Source organism: Rhizobium sp. K33 (assembly GCF_056501445.1).
On the sequence record NZ_CP096478.1, the window covers coordinates 206,536 to 223,711 of the forward strand.

The 17,176-nt window shown below is 63.0% G+C and carries 18 protein-coding genes; 11 read left to right on the forward strand and 7 right to left on the reverse strand.

Annotated features, from left to right (window positions below; all coding sequences use genetic code 11):
• Positions 1 to 55: 55 nt before the first annotated feature.
• Both M1E12_RS00965 and M1E12_RS00970 read right to left on the reverse strand, forming a co-directional pair.
• Positions 56 to 1,159 (reverse strand): branched-chain amino acid aminotransferase, encoded by a 1,104-nt coding sequence (locus M1E12_RS00965; RefSeq protein ID WP_479563405.1) that lies wholly within the window; start codon positions 1,157 to 1,159, stop codon positions 56 to 58.
• A gap of 158 nt (positions 1,160 to 1,317) precedes the next feature.
• Positions 1,318 to 1,959 (reverse strand): HupE/UreJ family protein, encoded by a 642-nt coding sequence (locus M1E12_RS00970; protein WP_479563406.1) that lies wholly within the window; start codon positions 1,957 to 1,959, stop codon positions 1,318 to 1,320.
• Between the two features lie 191 nt (positions 1,960 to 2,150).
• On the opposite strand from M1E12_RS00970, the gene M1E12_RS00975 reads away from it, so the two are divergent.
• The 3 genes from M1E12_RS00975 to M1E12_RS00985 are packed head-to-tail and all read left to right on the forward strand — an operon-like array spanning position 2,151 to position 4,011.
• A complete protein-coding gene (locus tag M1E12_RS00975; protein WP_479563407.1) occupies positions 2,151 to 2,741 on the forward strand; it encodes a HupE/UreJ family protein in 591 nt (196 codons plus the stop codon).
• Positions 2,741 to 3,424: a hypothetical protein gene (locus tag M1E12_RS00980; protein ID WP_479563408.1), complete on the forward strand. Its 684-nt coding sequence runs from the start codon at positions 2,741 to 2,743 to the stop codon at positions 3,422 to 3,424. Before M1E12_RS00975 ends, M1E12_RS00980 begins: the two co-directional genes overlap by 1 nt.
• Positions 3,421 to 4,011, forward strand: coding sequence for a DUF1007 family protein (locus tag M1E12_RS00985; RefSeq protein WP_479563409.1), 591 nt, complete (start codon positions 3,421 to 3,423; stop codon positions 4,009 to 4,011). Before M1E12_RS00980 ends, M1E12_RS00985 begins: the two co-directional genes overlap by 4 nt.
• A gap of 12 nt (positions 4,012 to 4,023) precedes the next feature.
• Here the strand turns inward: M1E12_RS00985 and M1E12_RS00990 are convergent, their stop codons facing one another.
• Positions 4,024 to 4,905 (reverse strand): LysR family transcriptional regulator, encoded by an 882-nt coding sequence (locus M1E12_RS00990; protein ID WP_479563410.1) that lies wholly within the window; start codon positions 4,903 to 4,905, stop codon positions 4,024 to 4,026.
• Positions 4,906 to 4,942: 37 nt separating this feature from the next.
• Positions 4,943 to 5,398 (reverse strand): Rrf2 family transcriptional regulator, encoded by a 456-nt coding sequence (locus M1E12_RS00995; protein WP_479563411.1) that lies wholly within the window; start codon positions 5,396 to 5,398, stop codon positions 4,943 to 4,945.
• Between the two features lie 136 nt (positions 5,399 to 5,534).
• Between M1E12_RS00995 and M1E12_RS01000 the strand changes: the two genes are divergently transcribed.
• The 5 genes from M1E12_RS01000 to M1E12_RS01020 all read left to right on the forward strand — a co-directional run bounded on the left by M1E12_RS01000 (position 5,535) and on the right by M1E12_RS01020 (position 10,781).
• Positions 5,535 to 6,440, forward strand: a complete 906-nt coding sequence (locus tag M1E12_RS01000) for an NAD(P)/FAD-dependent oxidoreductase (protein ID WP_479563412.1) — start codon at positions 5,535 to 5,537, stop codon at positions 6,438 to 6,440.
• A gap of 106 nt (positions 6,441 to 6,546) precedes the next feature.
• On the forward strand, positions 6,547 to 8,043 hold the full coding sequence (locus M1E12_RS01005) for a CoA-acylating methylmalonate-semialdehyde dehydrogenase (RefSeq protein WP_479563413.1): 1,497 nt from the start codon (positions 6,547 to 6,549) through the stop codon (positions 8,041 to 8,043).
• A gap of 107 nt (positions 8,044 to 8,150) precedes the next feature.
• Positions 8,151 to 8,543: a GFA family protein gene (locus M1E12_RS01010; protein WP_479563414.1), complete on the forward strand. Its 393-nt coding sequence runs from the start codon at positions 8,151 to 8,153 to the stop codon at positions 8,541 to 8,543.
• A 122-nt stretch (positions 8,544 to 8,665) separates the two neighbouring features.
• Positions 8,666 to 9,733, forward strand: coding sequence for a YjgN family protein (locus tag M1E12_RS01015; RefSeq protein WP_310240494.1), 1,068 nt, complete (start codon positions 8,666 to 8,668; stop codon positions 9,731 to 9,733).
• Positions 9,723 to 10,781 carry a M48 family metallopeptidase gene (locus M1E12_RS01020; protein ID WP_479563415.1) on the forward strand — a complete coding sequence of 353 codons (1,059 nt, stop codon included), beginning with the start codon at positions 9,723 to 9,725 and terminating at the stop codon, positions 10,779 to 10,781. Before M1E12_RS01015 ends, M1E12_RS01020 begins: the two co-directional genes overlap by 11 nt.
• An 89-nt stretch (positions 10,782 to 10,870) precedes the next feature.
• Here the strand turns inward: M1E12_RS01020 and M1E12_RS01025 are convergent, their stop codons facing one another.
• Positions 10,871 to 11,908: a Fe(3+) ABC transporter substrate-binding protein gene (locus M1E12_RS01025; protein WP_479563416.1), complete on the reverse strand. Its 1,038-nt coding sequence runs from the start codon at positions 11,906 to 11,908 to the stop codon at positions 10,871 to 10,873.
• A 171-nt stretch (positions 11,909 to 12,079) separates the two neighbouring features.
• On the opposite strand from M1E12_RS01025, the gene rirA reads away from it, so the two are divergent.
• The 3 genes from rirA to M1E12_RS01040 all read left to right on the forward strand — a co-directional run bounded on the left by rirA (position 12,080) and on the right by M1E12_RS01040 (position 14,990).
• Positions 12,080 to 12,556: an iron-responsive transcriptional regulator RirA gene (gene rirA, locus M1E12_RS01030; RefSeq protein ID WP_113459817.1), complete on the forward strand. Its 477-nt coding sequence runs from the start codon at positions 12,080 to 12,082 to the stop codon at positions 12,554 to 12,556.
• 185 nt (positions 12,557 to 12,741) lie between these two features.
• Complete coding sequence (locus tag M1E12_RS01035; RefSeq protein ID WP_479563417.1) at positions 12,742 to 14,406, forward strand: GMC family oxidoreductase; 1,665 nt, start codon at positions 12,742 to 12,744, stop codon at positions 14,404 to 14,406.
• Between the two features lie 50 nt (positions 14,407 to 14,456).
• The gene (locus M1E12_RS01040) at positions 14,457 to 14,990 is read left to right on the forward strand and encodes a gluconokinase (RefSeq protein ID WP_479563418.1); all 534 of its coding nucleotides are present in this window, start codon (positions 14,457 to 14,459) and stop codon (positions 14,988 to 14,990) included.
• Between the two features lie 3 nt (positions 14,991 to 14,993).
• Here the strand turns inward: M1E12_RS01040 and aguB are convergent, their stop codons facing one another.
• Positions 14,994 to 15,863 (reverse strand): N-carbamoylputrescine amidase, encoded by an 870-nt coding sequence (aguB, locus tag M1E12_RS01045; RefSeq protein WP_479563419.1) that lies wholly within the window; start codon positions 15,861 to 15,863, stop codon positions 14,994 to 14,996.
• Between the two features lie 11 nt (positions 15,864 to 15,874).
• On the reverse strand, positions 15,875 to 17,173 hold the full coding sequence (locus M1E12_RS01050; RefSeq protein WP_136542469.1) for an NAD(P)/FAD-dependent oxidoreductase: 1,299 nt from the start codon (positions 17,171 to 17,173) through the stop codon (positions 15,875 to 15,877).
• Between the last annotated feature and the right edge of the window lie 3 nt (positions 17,174 to 17,176).

A 17,176-nucleotide genomic window follows, 5' to 3' on the forward strand; every position in this document is an offset into this window, starting at 1 on the left:
AAGCCCCGCCATGCTGCCATGACGGGGCCTGAGGATCATTCGGAAAGCCGCCGCATCAGGCGCGCATGACTTCCTTCACCCAGCCATGCGTGTCGGCGACAGATCCGCGCTGGATGCCGGTCAGCTGGTTGCGCAGCTTTTCGGTCTCGATGCCGGTGCCGGCATTGCCGATGACAAACTCGCCGCCGGGATGGCGTACGGTCCCGATGGCGGCCACCACAGCAGCCGTGCCGCAGGCAAAGGCCTCGCGCAGCTTGCCGCTGCGCGCATCCGCCATCCATTCATCGAACGAGTACGGGCGCTCGATGACCTTGAGGCCGTTTTCATTCGCAAGCTGCATGATCGAGTTGCGCGTGATGCCCGGCAGGATCGTGCCCGACAACGGCGGTGTTACGACGGTATTGTCGTCCATCACGAAGAAGACGTTCATGCCGCCCAGCTCTTCGATCCACTTGTGCTCGGCCGCGTCGAGGAAGACCACCTGGTCGCAGCCGCGGCTGGCGGCTTCCTTCTGGGCGAGAAGGCTTGCCGCATAATTGCCGCCGCACTTCGCAGCGCCCGTGCCGCCCGGTGCCGCGCGGGTGTAGTGCTCGCTGACCCACAGTGTCACCGGCTTGCTGCCGCCCTTGAAGTAGGGACCGACAGGCGAGGCGATGACGCAGAAGACATATTCACGCGACGGGCGAACGCCGAGGAAGGCTTCGCTGGCGAACATGAAGGGGCGCAGATAAAGGCTGCCTTCGCCTTCCGGCACCCACTTGGCGTCGATCTTCACCAGTTCCTCTACCGCCTTCAGAAAGAGTTCTTCTGGCACGTCCGGCATCGCCATGCGCTCGGCCGACTTGTTGAAACGGCGGGCGTTCTCTTCCGGGCGGAACAGCGTGATGCGGCCGTCCGCACCCTTGTAGGCCTTCATGCCCTCGAAGATTTCCTGAGCGTAATGCAGGACGCTAGCGGCCGGATCGACCTGGAACGGCTTGCGGGCCGTAACCTCCGGGCTGTGCCAGCCCTTGTCGACATGCCAGTGCACCACCGCCATGTGGTCGGTGAACAGCGTTCCAAAGCCCAGGTTTTCGAAGGCCTGCAGCCGCTCTGCTTCGGGCATGGGCGAGGCATTTGGAACGATCTGGAAGTCGAGCAGTGCGGTATTCGTGGTCATGGAGAGCCTGTGCCTGAGCTGTTCACGGTTGCGCGGGCCGCGCCGATAAAGGCGGTCGCGGCCGGTGCCGTGGTTTGTGCGGTTTGATCAGGGTTTGTCAACAGAAACCATGCGATCGCGATGCAGCAAAACGCTTGTGTCGCAGGGCGTCAGCCCATTTAGGCCGCCGCTGGAGCCAACAGAAACCAGAGGCCCGCCAGCGCAATCGCCGCACCGAGGCCCTGAACCAGTCTGCCGCCGGCGATCAGCTTCAGCGCCGCGCCGATCGCAATCCCGATCACATGGATGACACCTGTCGAGACCACGAAACCCACGGTAAAGGCTGCGGGATCCGTGGCGCGGGGTGCGAGAACGCCATGCGGAATGCCGTGCAGGATGGCGAAGATCGAAATCAGCAGAAGCGCTACCCATTCCGGCGCCTTCCAATTGGCCGCGATCACGCCGCCGAGCACCAGCACGGAGAGCGCGATGCCGACCTGAACGATATCCGTCGGCAGGATGCCGAGCATTCCCAGGACGCCGCCGACGCACATGATCATCGGGAAGGTTGCCGGCAGCGTCCAGACGGTCCGGCCCCCGATCTGGGCACCCCAGAGGCCGACGGCGAGCATGGCAAGGAAATGGTCAGGCCCGGCGAGCGGGTGGCCGAACCCCGAGCCGAAGCCGCCAAGCGGACCATCCATGACATGCGCATTGGCCGCCGAGGGCAGGAGAAGGAGGCCGAGGGACAGGCCCGCGAAAAGACGAGAGGCACCGCTTGCCAGGGCGCGCAAAAAGGGGAAATGAGAAGGGCGCGCCATATTCGCTGCTCCGGCTCTAGCTGCATTGGTCCTCGGCACGAAGAACCGACGACAGGGCGGCCTCCGCGCGAACACTTTCCCATCTACAGTCTCACACGATTCGGATATAGTCAGGCCGAGCCGCGTCGCATGACGCACGGCGTGATCCTCTTGCACCCAAGCCGGGTCATCATCGCGTTTCGGAGAAACCCATGTCGCTCAACCGACTGACACCTCTTCTCGGCCTTGCCGTTCTGGCAATGGCCTTGCCCACCGCAGCTGAAGCGCATGTCCTGGCGGGTGAGGGAGGCGGCTTCCTCCATGGTTTCGAGCATCCGCTGTCGGGACTCGACCACATGCTGGCCATGTTCTGTGTCGGCCTCTGGGGCGCGCAAATGGGCGGTCGTTCCGTCTGGAGCCTGCCGATCGCCTTTCCGCTGATCATGGTCGTCGGCGGCATGATGGGGATCGCCGGCGTCCCCCTCCCGGCTGTCGAAAGCGGTATCGCCCTTTCGATCATCGTCCTCGGAGCCGCAATCGCCTTCCTCTGGCGCCCGCCGGAATGGTTGGCCGTGGCTGTGATCGGTGTCTTCGCGATCTTCCATGGCTATGCCCATGGCGCGGAACTGCCGGGTGCGGCTGATCCTGCCTCCTATGCGCTAGGCTTCGTGGTCGCAACCGGCCTGATCCATCTCGCCGGCATTGCCGTCGGTCTCGGCTTCCAGCGTATCCAGGGCGGGCAGATGGCGAGAGCGCTCGGCGGATTGATCGGCCTCGGCGGCGTCTACTTCCTCGTCGCCTGATGCCGCTATCTGCAATACGCCTGCTTTCGCTGCTGCCACTTCTGGCAGGCGCGGTTGCCGGCGCTCTGTTCCTGTTGCCCGGATTATCGGACGGCACATCGGCCTATGCCGCCATCGCGAGCGTCGAGGTCCTGCTTCCGCTCGTCGGGCTTGGCGTGTTGCTCGGGCAGCTACCGGGACGTTGGGCCATGGCGAGTATGCTCTGCATGGTCCTCGGGAACCTCGCAGGCTTCTGGTATCGCGAAACGGTCTATGGCTGGATGGCGCCCGTGCCCGGTGCCGCACCCCATCTCTTTCTCGCCGGGCCGATCTCCTGCGCGCTGGTGGGGTTCGCGCTCATCCTCTCACCGAGGTTCCGGCCTGTCGTCTGCCTTCCCGTCTTTGCTCTCGCAGGCATAGCCCTTGCGACCGCAACGCGGCTTGGCGATCCCGTGCTCTTCGCAGAGCACTATCGGTGGAGCGCGCCCCTCCTGCAGGCCCTGACCATTCTCTCGATTGCTTGGCCGGCATCTCAAATCCGCAACACCGGCTTCACCATCGCCACCCGGATCGGCGGAAGCTGGATGCTGGCCGTTGCTCTCCTCTACGGCGGAGCTTTCCTCGCCGGGCGCGAGACTCAGCTGTCACCGCCAGACTTTCCACCCCTGCCTCGGTCGTTTGCGTCGGAGGCGCTGGTCCGGTGAAGCCAAATTGCCTTTACGCCGCTCTTCCTCTTGCTCTTTTTCTGTTCGCCGCGCCGGCCACAGCGCATCCGGATGTTGCAGCCTCGGCACGCCTTGTCTTCCATCTCGACGGAAACCGCCTGACCGGCCTCACACAGATCCTCGGTTTCGATCAGGCCACCAGCCGCCGGCTGGCCTCACGCTTCGACAAGGACCATGACGGCACGCTTTCCGATGCGGAGCATGCGGCACTCACCCGCGAACTGGGCGACCGCCTCTCGTCCCGGGGCTTTTTCCTGGAGGCAAGGTTTGGACCCGAGGCCGTGAACCTGCCACCCGCAGCCTCGGTCCGTGTCGATCTCGCAACCGGCCAGGTTACGATTGCGGCGGACTATCGCTGGCCGACTGCACTGCCGCTGGATGGCCAGTCGCTCTCGCTGATGCTGCGCGATCGCGACTTCACAATTGCCTTTCGCTTTGACCCGGAACTCCCCGCCGTCGTCTCCGGCACGCCTGGCGACTGCGAGATCTCCGTTGCCCCGGAACCGGGCGAAGCCTATTTCGGCGGTCTCGTCATCCCGGAGATCCTGCGCCTCACCTGCCGGTGAGACGAACCAGCATCAGGCGAAGATCGCCCGATCCTGCTCGACGGCGTCCTGCAGAAACTGCACGACCGCCCGCACCCGCACGAGCTCGCGCGCGCTCTCATGAAAGGTCGTCCAATAGGCCCGCCGGATCGTGACCTCGGGCAGGACACGCACCAGGCTTCCGTGCTGCCGGGCGATATAGCTGTGCAGGATGCCGATGCCGGCGCCGGCCAGCACCGCCTCCGTCTGGCCGATCGCCGAGGAGATCTCGAAGCCGGCATTCCAGTCGCGCATCACCTCGCCGGTATAGTTCAGCGACGGCGTGAAGATCAGGTCTTCGACATAGCCGATCCGGCGGTGGCCCTTCAGCTCGTCCGGTGTCGTCGGCAATCCCCTGGCTTCGGCATAGCTCTTGGAGGCGTAGAGGCCGAGCGTATAGTCGACGAGCTTCGAAGACACGAGCCGTCCCTGATCCGGCCGCTCGAGCGTCACCGCGATATCTGCCTCGCGCTGCGACAGGGAAAAGGAACGCGGCACCGGCACGAGCTGGATCTTCAGTTCCGGATGTCGCTCGATCAGCGCACCCAGGCGAGAGGCGAGAAAGAAGACGCCGAACCCATCGGGCGCGCCGATCCGGACGGTGCCCGCAACCTGCGTGTCCGTCCGCCCGAGCCGCGCCTGGACCTCCAGCATCTCGGTTTCCATGCGCTCGGCAGAGGCGAGAAAGGCTTCCCCCTCGGCCGTCAACTCGCAGCCATTGGTCCGGCGGATGAAGAGCCGGGTCGCGAGCGCCGTCTCTAGGGCCGTCAGGCGGCGCGACAGTGTCGCGTGGTTCAGCCCGAGCCGGCGGGAGGCGGCGAGGATCTGGCCGGTCCGTGCAACAGCGAGAAAGATGCGGACATCGTCCCAGTTCATCGCGCGTTCCCTCTTGCGTCAGCGTTCCCACTCACCGTCATGCCACGCCTTTCCCCGCCTGAAGGCCGAGCATCTCCATGCGCGTCTCGAAACTGTCTGCAATGTCCGACAGGCGGATGGCCGAAAAACGCGAGAGCAGCAGCGCTTCGGCCTCGCGGCGCGCATCTTCGAGCGCCTCGTTTACGGCGATCTCGACCAGACAGCCCGCATGATCCGAGGATGCGACGAGACAGAACAGCTCTGGCCGCTCGAGCGCGTCATAGACATCGAGCAGGGTGATCTCGCCGAGGGTCTTGCTCAGGCGCCATCCGCCGCCATGGCCCTTTTCCGACTGCACGTAGCCGCGCTCGCGCAGGCCGGCCATCGTGCGGCGCACCACGACCGGATTGGTGTTCAGCATCTTGGCGATCGTCTCCGAGGTCATGCTTTCGGCATGGCGACCGAGATGGATCAGCACATGCAGCATGCGGGACATGCGGCTATCCCCGCGCATCGGCATCTCCTTTTGTCATCCGCAAACGCTACCGCAACTGCGTTCACGCAACAAGCCAAGTTACATCACTTGACATGGGCTCGTCATGTAACTTATCAAAGTACATAACTTCAAAAGTTACGTGATGGAGATGCAGATGAAGTACGAAGCGATTGTTATCGGCGGCAGTTTCGCCGGGCTCTCGGCAGCCATGCAGCTGACCCGCGCGCGCAGAAACGTGTTGCTCATCGATGCGGGCCGTCCTCGCAACCGGTTTGCTGAAGCGTCGCATGGCTTCCTCGGCCAGGACGGAGTGGCCCCGGCAGAAATCCGCCGTCGCTCTCTCGAGCAGTTGGCCCGCTACCCGAACTTCACCCTGCTGGAAGGGGAGGCGGTTTCAGCCGAGCGCTGCCTCGGCGGCTTCCGGCTGACCATGGCCAACGGCAAGGTGCTGAAGGGGCAGGTTCTCGTACTGGCGCTTGGTGTCACCGATACGCTTCCTGCCATCCCGGGCCTCGCCGAACGCTGGGGCCGCACCGTCCTCCATTGCCCGTATTGCCATGGCTATGAGATCGGCGGTGGCCCGATCGGCATCCTCGCATCCTCTCCGCTTGCAGCGCACCAAGGGGGTATCCTGCCGGACTGGGGCAAGACCACGATGTTCGTCGAACCGGGTGTCATCTTCGACGAAGAGCAGCATGCCATGCTGCGCGCCCGCGGCGTGACGATCGAGACGGAGCGCGTGGTGGAACTGATCGGTGAGGGACAAGGCCTGGAGGCGGTGCGCCTGGCAGACGGGCGCGTCGTCGAAGTGCATGCGCTCTTTGCCCAGTCGAAGGTGGCCATCGCCTCGCCTCTGGCGGCTGAACTTGGTCTGCGTCTGGAAGAGGGACCGCAAGGCTTCCACATAGCGGTGGAGATGGGATGCACGAGCGAAGCGGGTGTCTTCGCGGGCGGCGATGCCACAAGCGCCATGCACAATGCCACCCTCGCCAGCGCGTCAGGCGTCATGGCGGGTGTTGCCGCCCATCGGGCTTTGATCGAGGCGTCCCTGTGGACCTGAGCGGGAACAGATTGCGCTGATTTTTGCACAACGGATGCGGAAATCATCGTCTTGATTTGTGAAAATCGAAGCGCATACTGCCTCCATCAAATTCAGGAGGAAACCCATGTATCAGATCGGGCATTTCATCGGCGGCAAGCATGTCGCCGGCACCTCGGGCCGCAAGCAGGCCATCTACAATCCCGCCACCGGCGAAGTGCAGGGCGAAGTTTCGCTCGCCAGCGCCGAGGAACTGAACGCGGCCGTCGAGAACGCCAAGTCGGCCCAGGCCAAGTGGGCGGCCACCAATCCGCAGCGCCGTGCCCGCGTCTTCATGAAGTTCGTTCAGCTCCTGAACGACAACATGGACAGCCTCGCCGAGACCCTGTCGCGCGAACACGGCAAGACGATCGAAGACGCCAAGGGCGATATCGTCCGTGGTCTGGAAGTCTGCGAATTCGTCATCGGCATCCCGCATCTGACGAAGAGCGAATTCACCGAAGGGGCCGGCCCGAACATCGACATGTATTCGATCCGCCAGCCGGTCGGCATCGGCGCGGGCATCACGCCGTTCAACTTCCCGGCCATGATCCCGATGTGGATGTTTGCGCCGGCGATTGCCTGCGGCAACGCCTTCATCCTGAAGCCGTCCGAGCGCGACCCCTCCGTTCCGATCCGTCTGGCCGAACTGATGATCGAGGCAGGTCTGCCTGCCGGCATCCTCAACGTCGTCAACGGCGACAAGTCGGCTGTCGACGGCATCCTGACCCATCCGGATGTTTCGGCCGTTTCCTTCGTCGGCTCGACCCCGATCGCCCGCTATGTCTATGGAACGGCTGCCATGAACGGCAAGCGCGCCCAGTGCTTCGGTGGCGCCAAGAACCACATGATCATCATGCCGGATGCCGACCTCGACCAGGCCGCCCAGGCGCTGATGGGCGCCGGTTACGGCTCGGCCGGCGAACGCTGCATGGCGATCTCGGTCGCTGTTCCGGTCGGCGAGGAAACCGCCAATCGCCTGATCGAAAAGCTGACCCCGATGGTGGAAAGCCTGCGCATCGGCCCATACACCGATGACAAGGCCGACATGGGTCCCGTCGTTACCAAGGAAGCCCAGGCGCGCATTAAGTCGCTGATCGACAGCGGTGTTGAAGCCGGCGCCAAGCTCGTTGTTGACGGCCGCGATTTCAAGCTCCAGGGCTATGAGAACGGCTACTTCGTCGGCGGTTGCCTCTTCGACCACGTCACGCCGGACATGGACATCTACAAGACCGAAATCTTCGGACCTGTTCTCTCGGTCGTCCGCGCCAAGACCTACGAGGAAGCCCTCGACCTGCCCATGAAGCACGAATACGGCAACGGCGTCGCGATCTACACCCGCGATGGTGATGCCGCTCGTGACTTCGCGAGCCGCATCAACATCGGCATGGTCGGCATCAACGTACCGATCCCGGTTCCGCTCGCCTACCACTCCTTCGGTGGCTGGAAGTCCTCTTCCTTCGGTGACCTCAACCAGCACGGCACGGATTCGATCAAGTTCTGGACCCGCACCAAGACGGTCACCTCGCGTTGGCCGTCGGGCATCAAGGACGGTGCCGAATTCGTCATGCCGACGATGAAGTAAACTGGGCGTCGGTCCGATCACATTTGCGCCACCCCGTTGAAGGACGGGGTGGCGTTCTCTTGTCAGGCGCCAGCCAATCGATAGCTTTTGCTTCGGGAGGGCTGACGATGCCGAAGAAGAAGATCCATACGGGCGGTTGCCTCTGCGGAGCGATCCGCTTCGAAGCCGATGCGCCGGCTGCCAAACCACACACCTGTTCCTGCAAGATGTGCCAGCGCCACACCGGAAGTCTGACGGCCAGCTGGGTCGAATTCCCGCGCGATGCCGTCCGCTGGATCGGGCCTTCAGGCGAGCCTTCCACCTGGCGCTCATCAGATATCTCGTCGCGCGCCTTTTGCAGCACTTGCGGCTCCTCGCTCGGCGCCATCGATGACCAGCCCACGGTCGCACTCCTGCTGGGGAGCTTCGATCGCACAAGCGCTGCCGACCTCAAACCCACCTATCACTCCTACAAGGGTGGGCGGCCGAAATGGTGGTGCATCGAGATCCTCGACATCTGAGGTCCAATGCGGACATCCGGAGTGTCGCAGCGCACTTGAGTGTGAGGGTGTCTCATGATCAATGTTCGAGCGCATCGCGGGGGATAGCGACGCAAACGATTTGATTTCATGAGGGACATTTCATGCAACAGGCAGTTTTCGGCCGGGCGGATGCATTGCGGCGCGGCGAGTTTCGCGGCAGCGCCGGCGAGTATTTCGGCATCTGGATCGTCAACATCCTGCTGACCATCATCACGGTCGGCATTTACTCGGCTTGGGCCAAGGTCCGCCGCAACCGCTATTTCTACGGCAACACCTTCGTTGACGGGCATTCCTTCGACTATCACGCCCGCGGCCTGCAGATCTTCATCGGCCGCGCCATCGTCTTCGGCTACATCGTCGCCTACAACCTGCTTCTGACCTTCAGCCCGATCATCGGCGGTATCCTGGCGCTATTGATGCTGGTCCTCCTGCCGTGGATCGTCATGCGCAGCCTGCGCTTCAACGCGCGCGTCACGAGCTACCGCAACATCCGCTTCGATTTCGTCGGCAAGACCGGTGGCGCCTTCGTCGCGATCATCGTCGGCGGTCTCGTGTCCTTCTTTTCGCTCGGCATTCTCGCCCCCTTCGCCAGCCGCTGGCTTTATCGCTACATCTTCAACAACCTGCGCTATGGCGATCGAACCTTCGAGACCGATCCGAAGATCGGCGCACTCTATCGCGTCTGGCTGCCGGCCTTCTTGCTGATGCTGGTCGGTGCCGCCGTAGCGGGGGTCCTTGGCATGGCGGCCTATTACGGTGCGGTCGAAGGTGCTGACACCAGCATGGATCCGGAGGCGCAATTGGTGCTCAGCATCTATGGAGCGCTGATCCCGGCCCTGGTGCTCTGGAGTGTTGCCGCGATCTTCTATCGTATCGGTGTGCGAAACGTGGTGATGAATTCGGCGCGTTTCGATCGCCGTCACAGCCTCTTCTCCGATCTCGGCCGGCTTCGCTATTTCTGGATCGTCATCTCCAACCTCGTCGTCACCGTGCTCACCCTCAGCCTGATGCGCCCTTGGGCCGCGGTTCGCGAGCACCGCTACGTGATCGAGCATTCCGGCATCGTGGTCGATGGTGAGCTCGATGATGTGGTATCCTCGATGCAGGCTTCCGGCTCTGCCGTGACGGCGGAATATCTCGATCTCGAAGGGTTCGACTTTGGCTTCTGACGACAAGCGCATCGCCGCCGGTCGCTGGCATCCGCCCGGCTCCAGCCGGGCGGAGCCGGCACTTCTCCTGAGCGAGGGCAAGACGCTCTATGTGCGGCTGACAGCAGGTGGCGATCCCGTTTCTGTCGGAGACATGGCCCGGACGGAGATCTCCGCCCGGGTCGGCCGCATTCCGCGACGGGTCGGTTTCGCCGACGGCTCGCTCTTCGAAACCGAAGACAACGACGGCATCGATCTCTTCCTGAAGAGACACGGGAAGACCGGCTTCGTGCACGAGCTGGAACGCTTTCACCCTCGGCTGCTGGCCTTCGTCGTCGCCGTCTTTCTGCTGGCCGGCATGATCTATCGTTATGCGGTGCCGGCGCTTGTGGAAGTCGCGGTTCTGGTGACGCCACCCGCTGTTACCCAGTGGATGGCCAGCGGCACACTTCTCTCGCTCGATCAGGCGGTCTTCAGCGAAACCCGCCTGCCGGAGGCACGGCAGACCGAGATCAGTCAGGCCTTCAACGAGATTGCAGCCCTCTCGTCCCGCGGCGTCGCCGGCTACAATCTCAACTTCAGGCAGGGCGGCGCGATCGGCCCCAATGCTTTTGCGCTGCCCGATGGCACGCTCGTCATCACCGACGAATTGATCGAACTGGCCGACGGCGACATGGATATGATCACCGGCGTTCTCGCCCATGAGATCGGCCATGTGGAGGAGGAGCACTCGCTTCGCCAGCTTTATCGCGCGGCCGGCATGGCGGGCCTCATCATGTTGATCGCCGGCGATGTCGGAGCAGCCGGCGAGGATATCCTGACCAATGGTGCAGCACTCATGTCGCTCTCGCATTCCCGCGACGCGGAAAACGAGGCAGACCGTATCTCGGTCGAACTGATGGCCAAGGCCGGGCGCGATCCACGCGCGATCGGCCGTTTCTTTGCGCGCCTGGAGGAAAAGCTCGGCCTCGGCGGCGATTCGTCCTTCCTCTCCACGCATCCCGGCACGGCCGAGCGTCGCAAGGCGATCGACGAGCACGCCCGGGCAATCGGCGCCGGCGGCACCTGAAAGTCCCGGCACAATCGAAGATAACGCGAAACGAAAGAAGGGGCGGTCATGGACCGCCCCTTCTGCATTCTGCTTAGACCAGCCGCTGCTTACTGCGTCGGGCCTTCGTTCAGCCCGACCTTGTCGACCAGTTCGGACGCGACCTTGCGGTTGGCGGCGATGTCGGTGAGCGGCAGCGTGTCCGGCTTGATCGCGCCGAAGCCGGCAACGATCTCGGAAGGCTTTGCATTCGGACCGACCGGATATTCGAAGACCTGCTCGGCATAGATCGTCTGGGCTTCATCCGAAGCCAGGAATTCCATCAGCTTGACGGCGTTGTCCTTGTTCGGGGAATTCTTGGCCAGCGCCATGCCGGAGATGTTCACATGCGTGCCGCGGTCGGCCGCATTCGGGAAGAGAACCTTGACCGACTTGGCCCATTCCTTTTCTTCCGGCTCCTTCTCGTTCGTCTGCATCAGGCCGAGGTAATAGGTGTTGGCCAGACCGAGATCGCATTCGCCGGCATAGATTGCCTTGGCCTGAGCGCGGTCGTTGCCATCGGGCTTCTTGACGAGGTTCTGCTTCAGGCCGGCAAGCCACTTCTCGGTGTATTCGGCACCATGATGCGCAACCATCGAGGCGAAGAGACCGATATTGTAGGAGTGCTGGCCGTCACGCATGCAGATGCGGCCCTTCCACTTCGGATCGGCAAGCTCTTCATAGGTGATCGCATCTTCGGAGACGCGATCCTTGGAGGCGTAAAGCACGCGGCCACGGGTCGTCAGGCCGAACCAGTTGCCATCGGTATCGCGATACTGCGCCGGGATCTGGCTGTTGATGTCTTCATCGTTGAGCGGCTGGGTGACGCCGCCATCCTTGGCTTCCGTCAGACGGGCGATGTCGACGGTCAGGATGACGTCGGCCGGCGAGTTTGCGCCTTCGGCCGTGATGCGCTCGACCAGACCCTTGTCGAGGAAAAGCACGTTCGTCTTGATGCCGGTTTCCTTCGTAAAGGCGTCCATCAGCGGCTGGATCAGTTCCGGCTGGCGGTAGGAATAGATGTTCACTTCGCCGTCGGCGAGCGCCGATGTGGCCGACAGGGCCAAAACGGATACGGCGCCGAGTGCGATGCTACGAATGGATGTCATGATAGGCCTCCCTCTTGCAGATTGTTGAGGCGCATATTCATGAATCCGGATAAGCTGTCAATTGGAGTCGACTTTAATCACAGACACGTGAGTTCAGAACTTGAGTATTTTGGAATTGTTCAAAACTGCAAAAGGCGCTATATAAGCCTCAACAAAACAGAGGAATCGTGCATGCGTTTGACAAAGCAGACAAATTACGCCGTGCGCATGCTGATGTATTGCGCAGCCAACAATGACCAGTTGAGCCGGATCCCCGAGATCGCCAAGGCTTACGGCGTCTCCGAGCTCTTCCTGTTCAAGATCCTGCAGCCGCTCAACAAGGCCGGTCTGGTGGAGACGGTGCGTGGTCGCAATGGTGGCGTGCGCCTGGGCCGTCCAGCCGAAAAGATCACGCTGTTCGATGTGGTGAAGGTCACGGAAGACAGCTTCGCCATGGCGGAATGTTTCGAGGATGACGGTGACGTCGAATGCCCGCTGATCGACAGCTGCGGCCTGAATTCGGCGCTGCGCAAGGCGCTCAACGCCTTCTTCGACGTGCTCTCCGAATACACGATCGACGATCTGGTCAAGGCGCGCCCGCAGATCAACTTCCTGCTCGGCATCGACGACCTGCAGCCGCGCCGTGTTGCAGCCGCACCGGCTGCCTGAGCAGCACCCCACACAACGAACTGATGAACCCGCCGCAAGGCGGGTTTTTCGTTGGCGGATAACCCTTTGGCGCCCCGCTTGCGTCCCTCCGCCGCTATGCTACGCTTACGTTCACGGCAATTTAAGTCTGCTTAATGTAGTCGCTACAGAAGTGCTGGGCGGGTACAGGTCTCTGGGGGGAGAGCATGTACGACTATGTGATCATCGGAGGCGGTTCCGCAGGCTCGGTTCTGGCGGCGCGCCTGAGCGAGGATCCCTCCGTCACCGTCTGTCTTTTGGAAGCAGGTGGACGCGGTGATGGCGTCTTCGCCCGCGTGCCGATGGCAGCGGCCGCCGTGGTGCCAGGACATGTGAAAAGCGGCAACTGGCGGTTTTCCACCGTGCCGCAGGCCGGGCTCAACGGACGTCGCGGCTATCAGCCCCGGGGCCGGGGTCTCGGCGGCTCGAGCCTGATCAACGCCATGCTCTATGTCCGCGGTCATGCCGGTGATTACGACGAATGGGCCACTCTCGGCTGTGAAGGCTGGTCCTGGGCGGATGTGTTGCCCTGGTTCAGGAAGGCCGAGGACAACATTCGTGGTGCAGACGATTTGCATGGCCGCGGCGGACCGCTTCAGGTCTGTGACCAGAACTGGACGCGACCGATCAACCAGGCCTTCCTCAAGGCCTGCGAGCAGAGCGGCCACCGCCAGAACGACGATTTCAACGGCCCTCAGCAGGAAGGCGCCGGCGTCTATCAGGCGACCCAGTTCTGGAACGGGCCGAAACGCGGTGAGCGCTGCTCGGCAGCGGCTGCCTATCTCCACGATGTGATGACGCGGCGCAATCTGACCGTCATCACCGAGGCGCATGTCACACGCATCGTCATTGAGCAGGGCAGGGCGGTCGGCGTCGCCTATCGTTTCGGCAAGGAAGAACGCACCGTCCGCGCCGGCCGCGAGGTGCTGCTTTCGGCCGGCGCGTTGCAGTCACCGCAGATCCTGATGCTGTCAGGCATCGGCCCTGCCGACCATCTGACCTCTCTCGGCATTCCCGTGGTTCTGGACCGCGCCGAAGTGGGCTCCAACCTGCAGGACCACCTCGATTACACCATGATCTTCCGCTCGCCCGACACCGATCTCTTCGGCATGGGCATCACGGCGACACGCGATATCCTGCGCGCCGCGCAAGAGTGGCGGAGGGAGCGCATGGGGCATCTACGGTCGACCTGCGCGGAATCGGGCGCCTTCTTGAAGACGGATCCCTCTGTCGACCGCCCGGATATCCAGCTACACTTCCTCGTCGCCATGGTTGATGACCACGTGCGCAAGATGCATTGGGGCCATGGCTATTCCTGCCATGTCTGCGTTCTGCGCCCCCATTCGCGAGGCACCGTGCGGCTTGCAAGCGCCGACCCCTCGGCCGCCCCTCTGATTGATCCTGCCTTCCTCTCCGATGCTCTCGACCTGGAGACCCTGCGCAAGGGGGCCCGGATGATGGCCGAGATCATGGCAGCCCCCGCGCTCAACAGGTATCGCGGCGTCGAGCTCTATCCCGCGGGGCCTTCGGACGCGGAACTCGACGCCGCCATCCGCGCCCGGGCAGACACAATCTACCACCCAGTCGGCACCTGCCGCATGGGTTCGGATCCGGATGCGGTTGTTGACCCCAGCCTCAGGCTCAACGGCGTGGAGGGCCTTCGCGTCGTCGATGCCTCCGTCATGCCGCGCCTGATCGGCGGCAACACCAACGCCCCCGTCATCATGATGGCCGAGAAGATCGCGGCCTCCATAAGGGCTGAGCGGCAGCCAGCAAGAGAAAGAGGTCTCGCCAGAGACGCGGTCAGCAAGAGCGGATTGCATTTCGCCTGAACCTTCCTATTGTCGCGGCCCTTGAACGAGGGTTGAGGAAGAGGAAGAGCATGCCGCACGAAAATAAGCCCACCGTCCCGCAGGCGGTGATCGTCATGGGCGTCAGCGGCTGTGGCAAGTCTTCGGTGGGCGCGGCCCTGGCAGATCGTCTCAGACTTCCCTTCATCGAAGGCGATGTGCTGCATCCCGAAACCAATGTCGCGAAGATGGCCGCGGGAACACCGCTGACCGACGAGGATCGCTGGCCCTGGCTGACAGTGATCGGCGAGCGCATGGCCGAGGCCCTGGCAAGCGGCGAGGGGATCGTCGTGTCCTGCTCTGCGCTAAAGAAGATCTACCGCGACCACCTGCGCGCCGCGACAGGCGGACGTCTCTCGTTCGTCTATCTCGATGGTTCGCGGGAACTGCTCGGCCGCCGCATGGGCGCCCGCACCGGCCATTTCATGCCGCTCGGTCTGCTCGATAGCCAGCTTGCCACCCTGGAAGTGCCGACGGGTGAGCCCGGCGTCGTCACCGTCTCCATCGATCAGCCGGTCGATGGCATCGTTGCCGACGCGCTTGCAGGCTTGAAGACGGAGGCCTGAGCCTCAGCCTTCATAGCCCATCAGCGGGCCGTAGAGCTCAGGGCGACGATCGCGGAACAGGCCCCAGCTGGCGCGCTGTCTTGCAATGCCGTCGAGGTCGAAGGTTGCGGTCAGCACCGTTTCCGTCTCGCGGTCGGCGGTCGCCACCATCGCGCCGGTCTGGTCGCAGATGAAGGACGAGCCGTAGAAGGTGAGCGACGTGCCCTTTCGTCCGTCTTCCTTGCCGATGCGGTTCGACGCGATGACCGGCATGACATTGGCCGCTGCATGGCCCTGCATCACGCGCTGCCAGTGGCCGGAACTGTCGAGGCTCGCATCCTGCGGCTCAGAGCCGATCGCGGTGGGATAGAACAAGAGTTCTGCCCCCTGCAGCGCCATGGCGCGGGCTGCTTCCGGGAACCACTGGTCCCAGCAGATGCCAACGCCGATCGTCGCGTGCCGGGTCTCCCACACTTCGAAGCCGGTATCGCCGGGTGAGAAGTAGAACTTCTCGGTATAGCCGGGACCATCGGGGATATGGCTCTTGCGATAGATGCCGAGCACGTCACCGGTGGCATCGACGATGGCCACGCTGTTGAAGAAGGTCTGCCCGGCCTTCTCAAAAAAGCTGACGGGAATGACGACGTTGAGCTCTTCGGCCAGTGCTGAGAAGTGATCGATCAGAGCATTGTCATGCGCAGGCTTGGCGAGATCGAAGAACTCCGCGATCTGGTCCTGGCAGAAATAGGGCGCCTCGAACAGCTCCTGGATCAGGACGATTTGCGCGCCCTTGGATGCTGCCTCGCGCACGAGCTTTTCGGCCCGTGCGATATTGCCGGGCAGATCCCAGCTGCAGGCCATCTGGGTGGCGGCGACGGTGACGGTGCGGGTCATCTGATCTCTCCTTACACGCCAAGCCGGTCGCGCATGCCGTAATACCAGGCACCGAGTGCGGTGAACGGCACGCGGAACATGCGACCACCCGGGAAGGGGTAGGCCTGCAGCGACGACCAGACGTCGAAGCGGCTCATTTGGCCGTGCACGGCTTCGCCCAGGATCTTGCCGAGCAGATGCGTCGTCGTCACGCCATGGCCGCTGTCGCCATGCGAGAAGTAGACGGTGTCCGACAGCTTGCCCATATGCGGGATGCGCGTCAGCGTCAGTGCAAAATTGCCGCTCCAGGCATAGTCGATCTTGACGTCCTTCAACTGCGGGAAGGTTTTGAGCATGTTCGGCCGGATGACGCCCGTCAGGTTCTTCGGATCCTGGCCGCCATAGCCGATGCCGCCACCATAGAGCAGACGGTTGTCGGCCGTGCGGCGGTAGTAGTCGAGAACGTAATTGGCGTCCTCGACGCAGTAGTTGGCCGGCAGCAGCTCCTCGATCAGCTTGGGATCCAGCACCTCGGTCGCCATGACCTGGCTGGAAACCGGCATCATCTTCTCGGTCACCTTCGGCGCGATGCCGGCCATATAGGCATTGCCGCAGACGAGGATGTGCTTGGCCCTGACGATCCCGCCTTCGGTGCAGACGAAAGGCTGCGGGCCGGTGTCGAGATGCACGACCTTGGAATTCTCAAAAATCTTGGCGCCGAGGCTTTCGGCCGCTGCCGCTTCGCCGAGCACCAGATCGAGCGGATGAATATGGCCACCATGGCGATCGATCATGCCACCGACATAACGATCGGTCTTGGCATATTTCGCGACTTCGGACTTGGAGACCATTTCCAGCCCGTCATGGCCGTGCTTCATCCAGTGCGCCCGGACGTCTGCCATCTCCTTCACCTGCTTGTCGGTGAAGGCCGCGAAGAAACCGCCGTCGACGAGATCGCATTCGATCCCGTATTTCGCCACGCGCTCGCGGATGATCCGGCCACCTTCCAGCGACATCTCGCCGAGACGGTCTGCCTTGTCCTGGCCGTAACGCTTGGCAATCGTCTCGAGGTCACGGCTATAGCCGTTGACGATCTGGCCGCCATTGCGGCCTGAAGCGCCGAAGCCGATGCGGTCGGCCTCGAGCACGATGACGGCATAGCCCTTTTCGGAGAGCTCAAGCGCTGCCGAAATGCCGGTAAAGCCGGCGCCGATGATGCAGATATCGGCGGTGTGCTGGCCATCCAGCTTCGGGCGCACGCGCTTGTCGCGGGCAGAGGCTGCGTAATAGGTGGCCGCATGGCCGGGATTGGGTCCGATCGACTTGGTCATGGC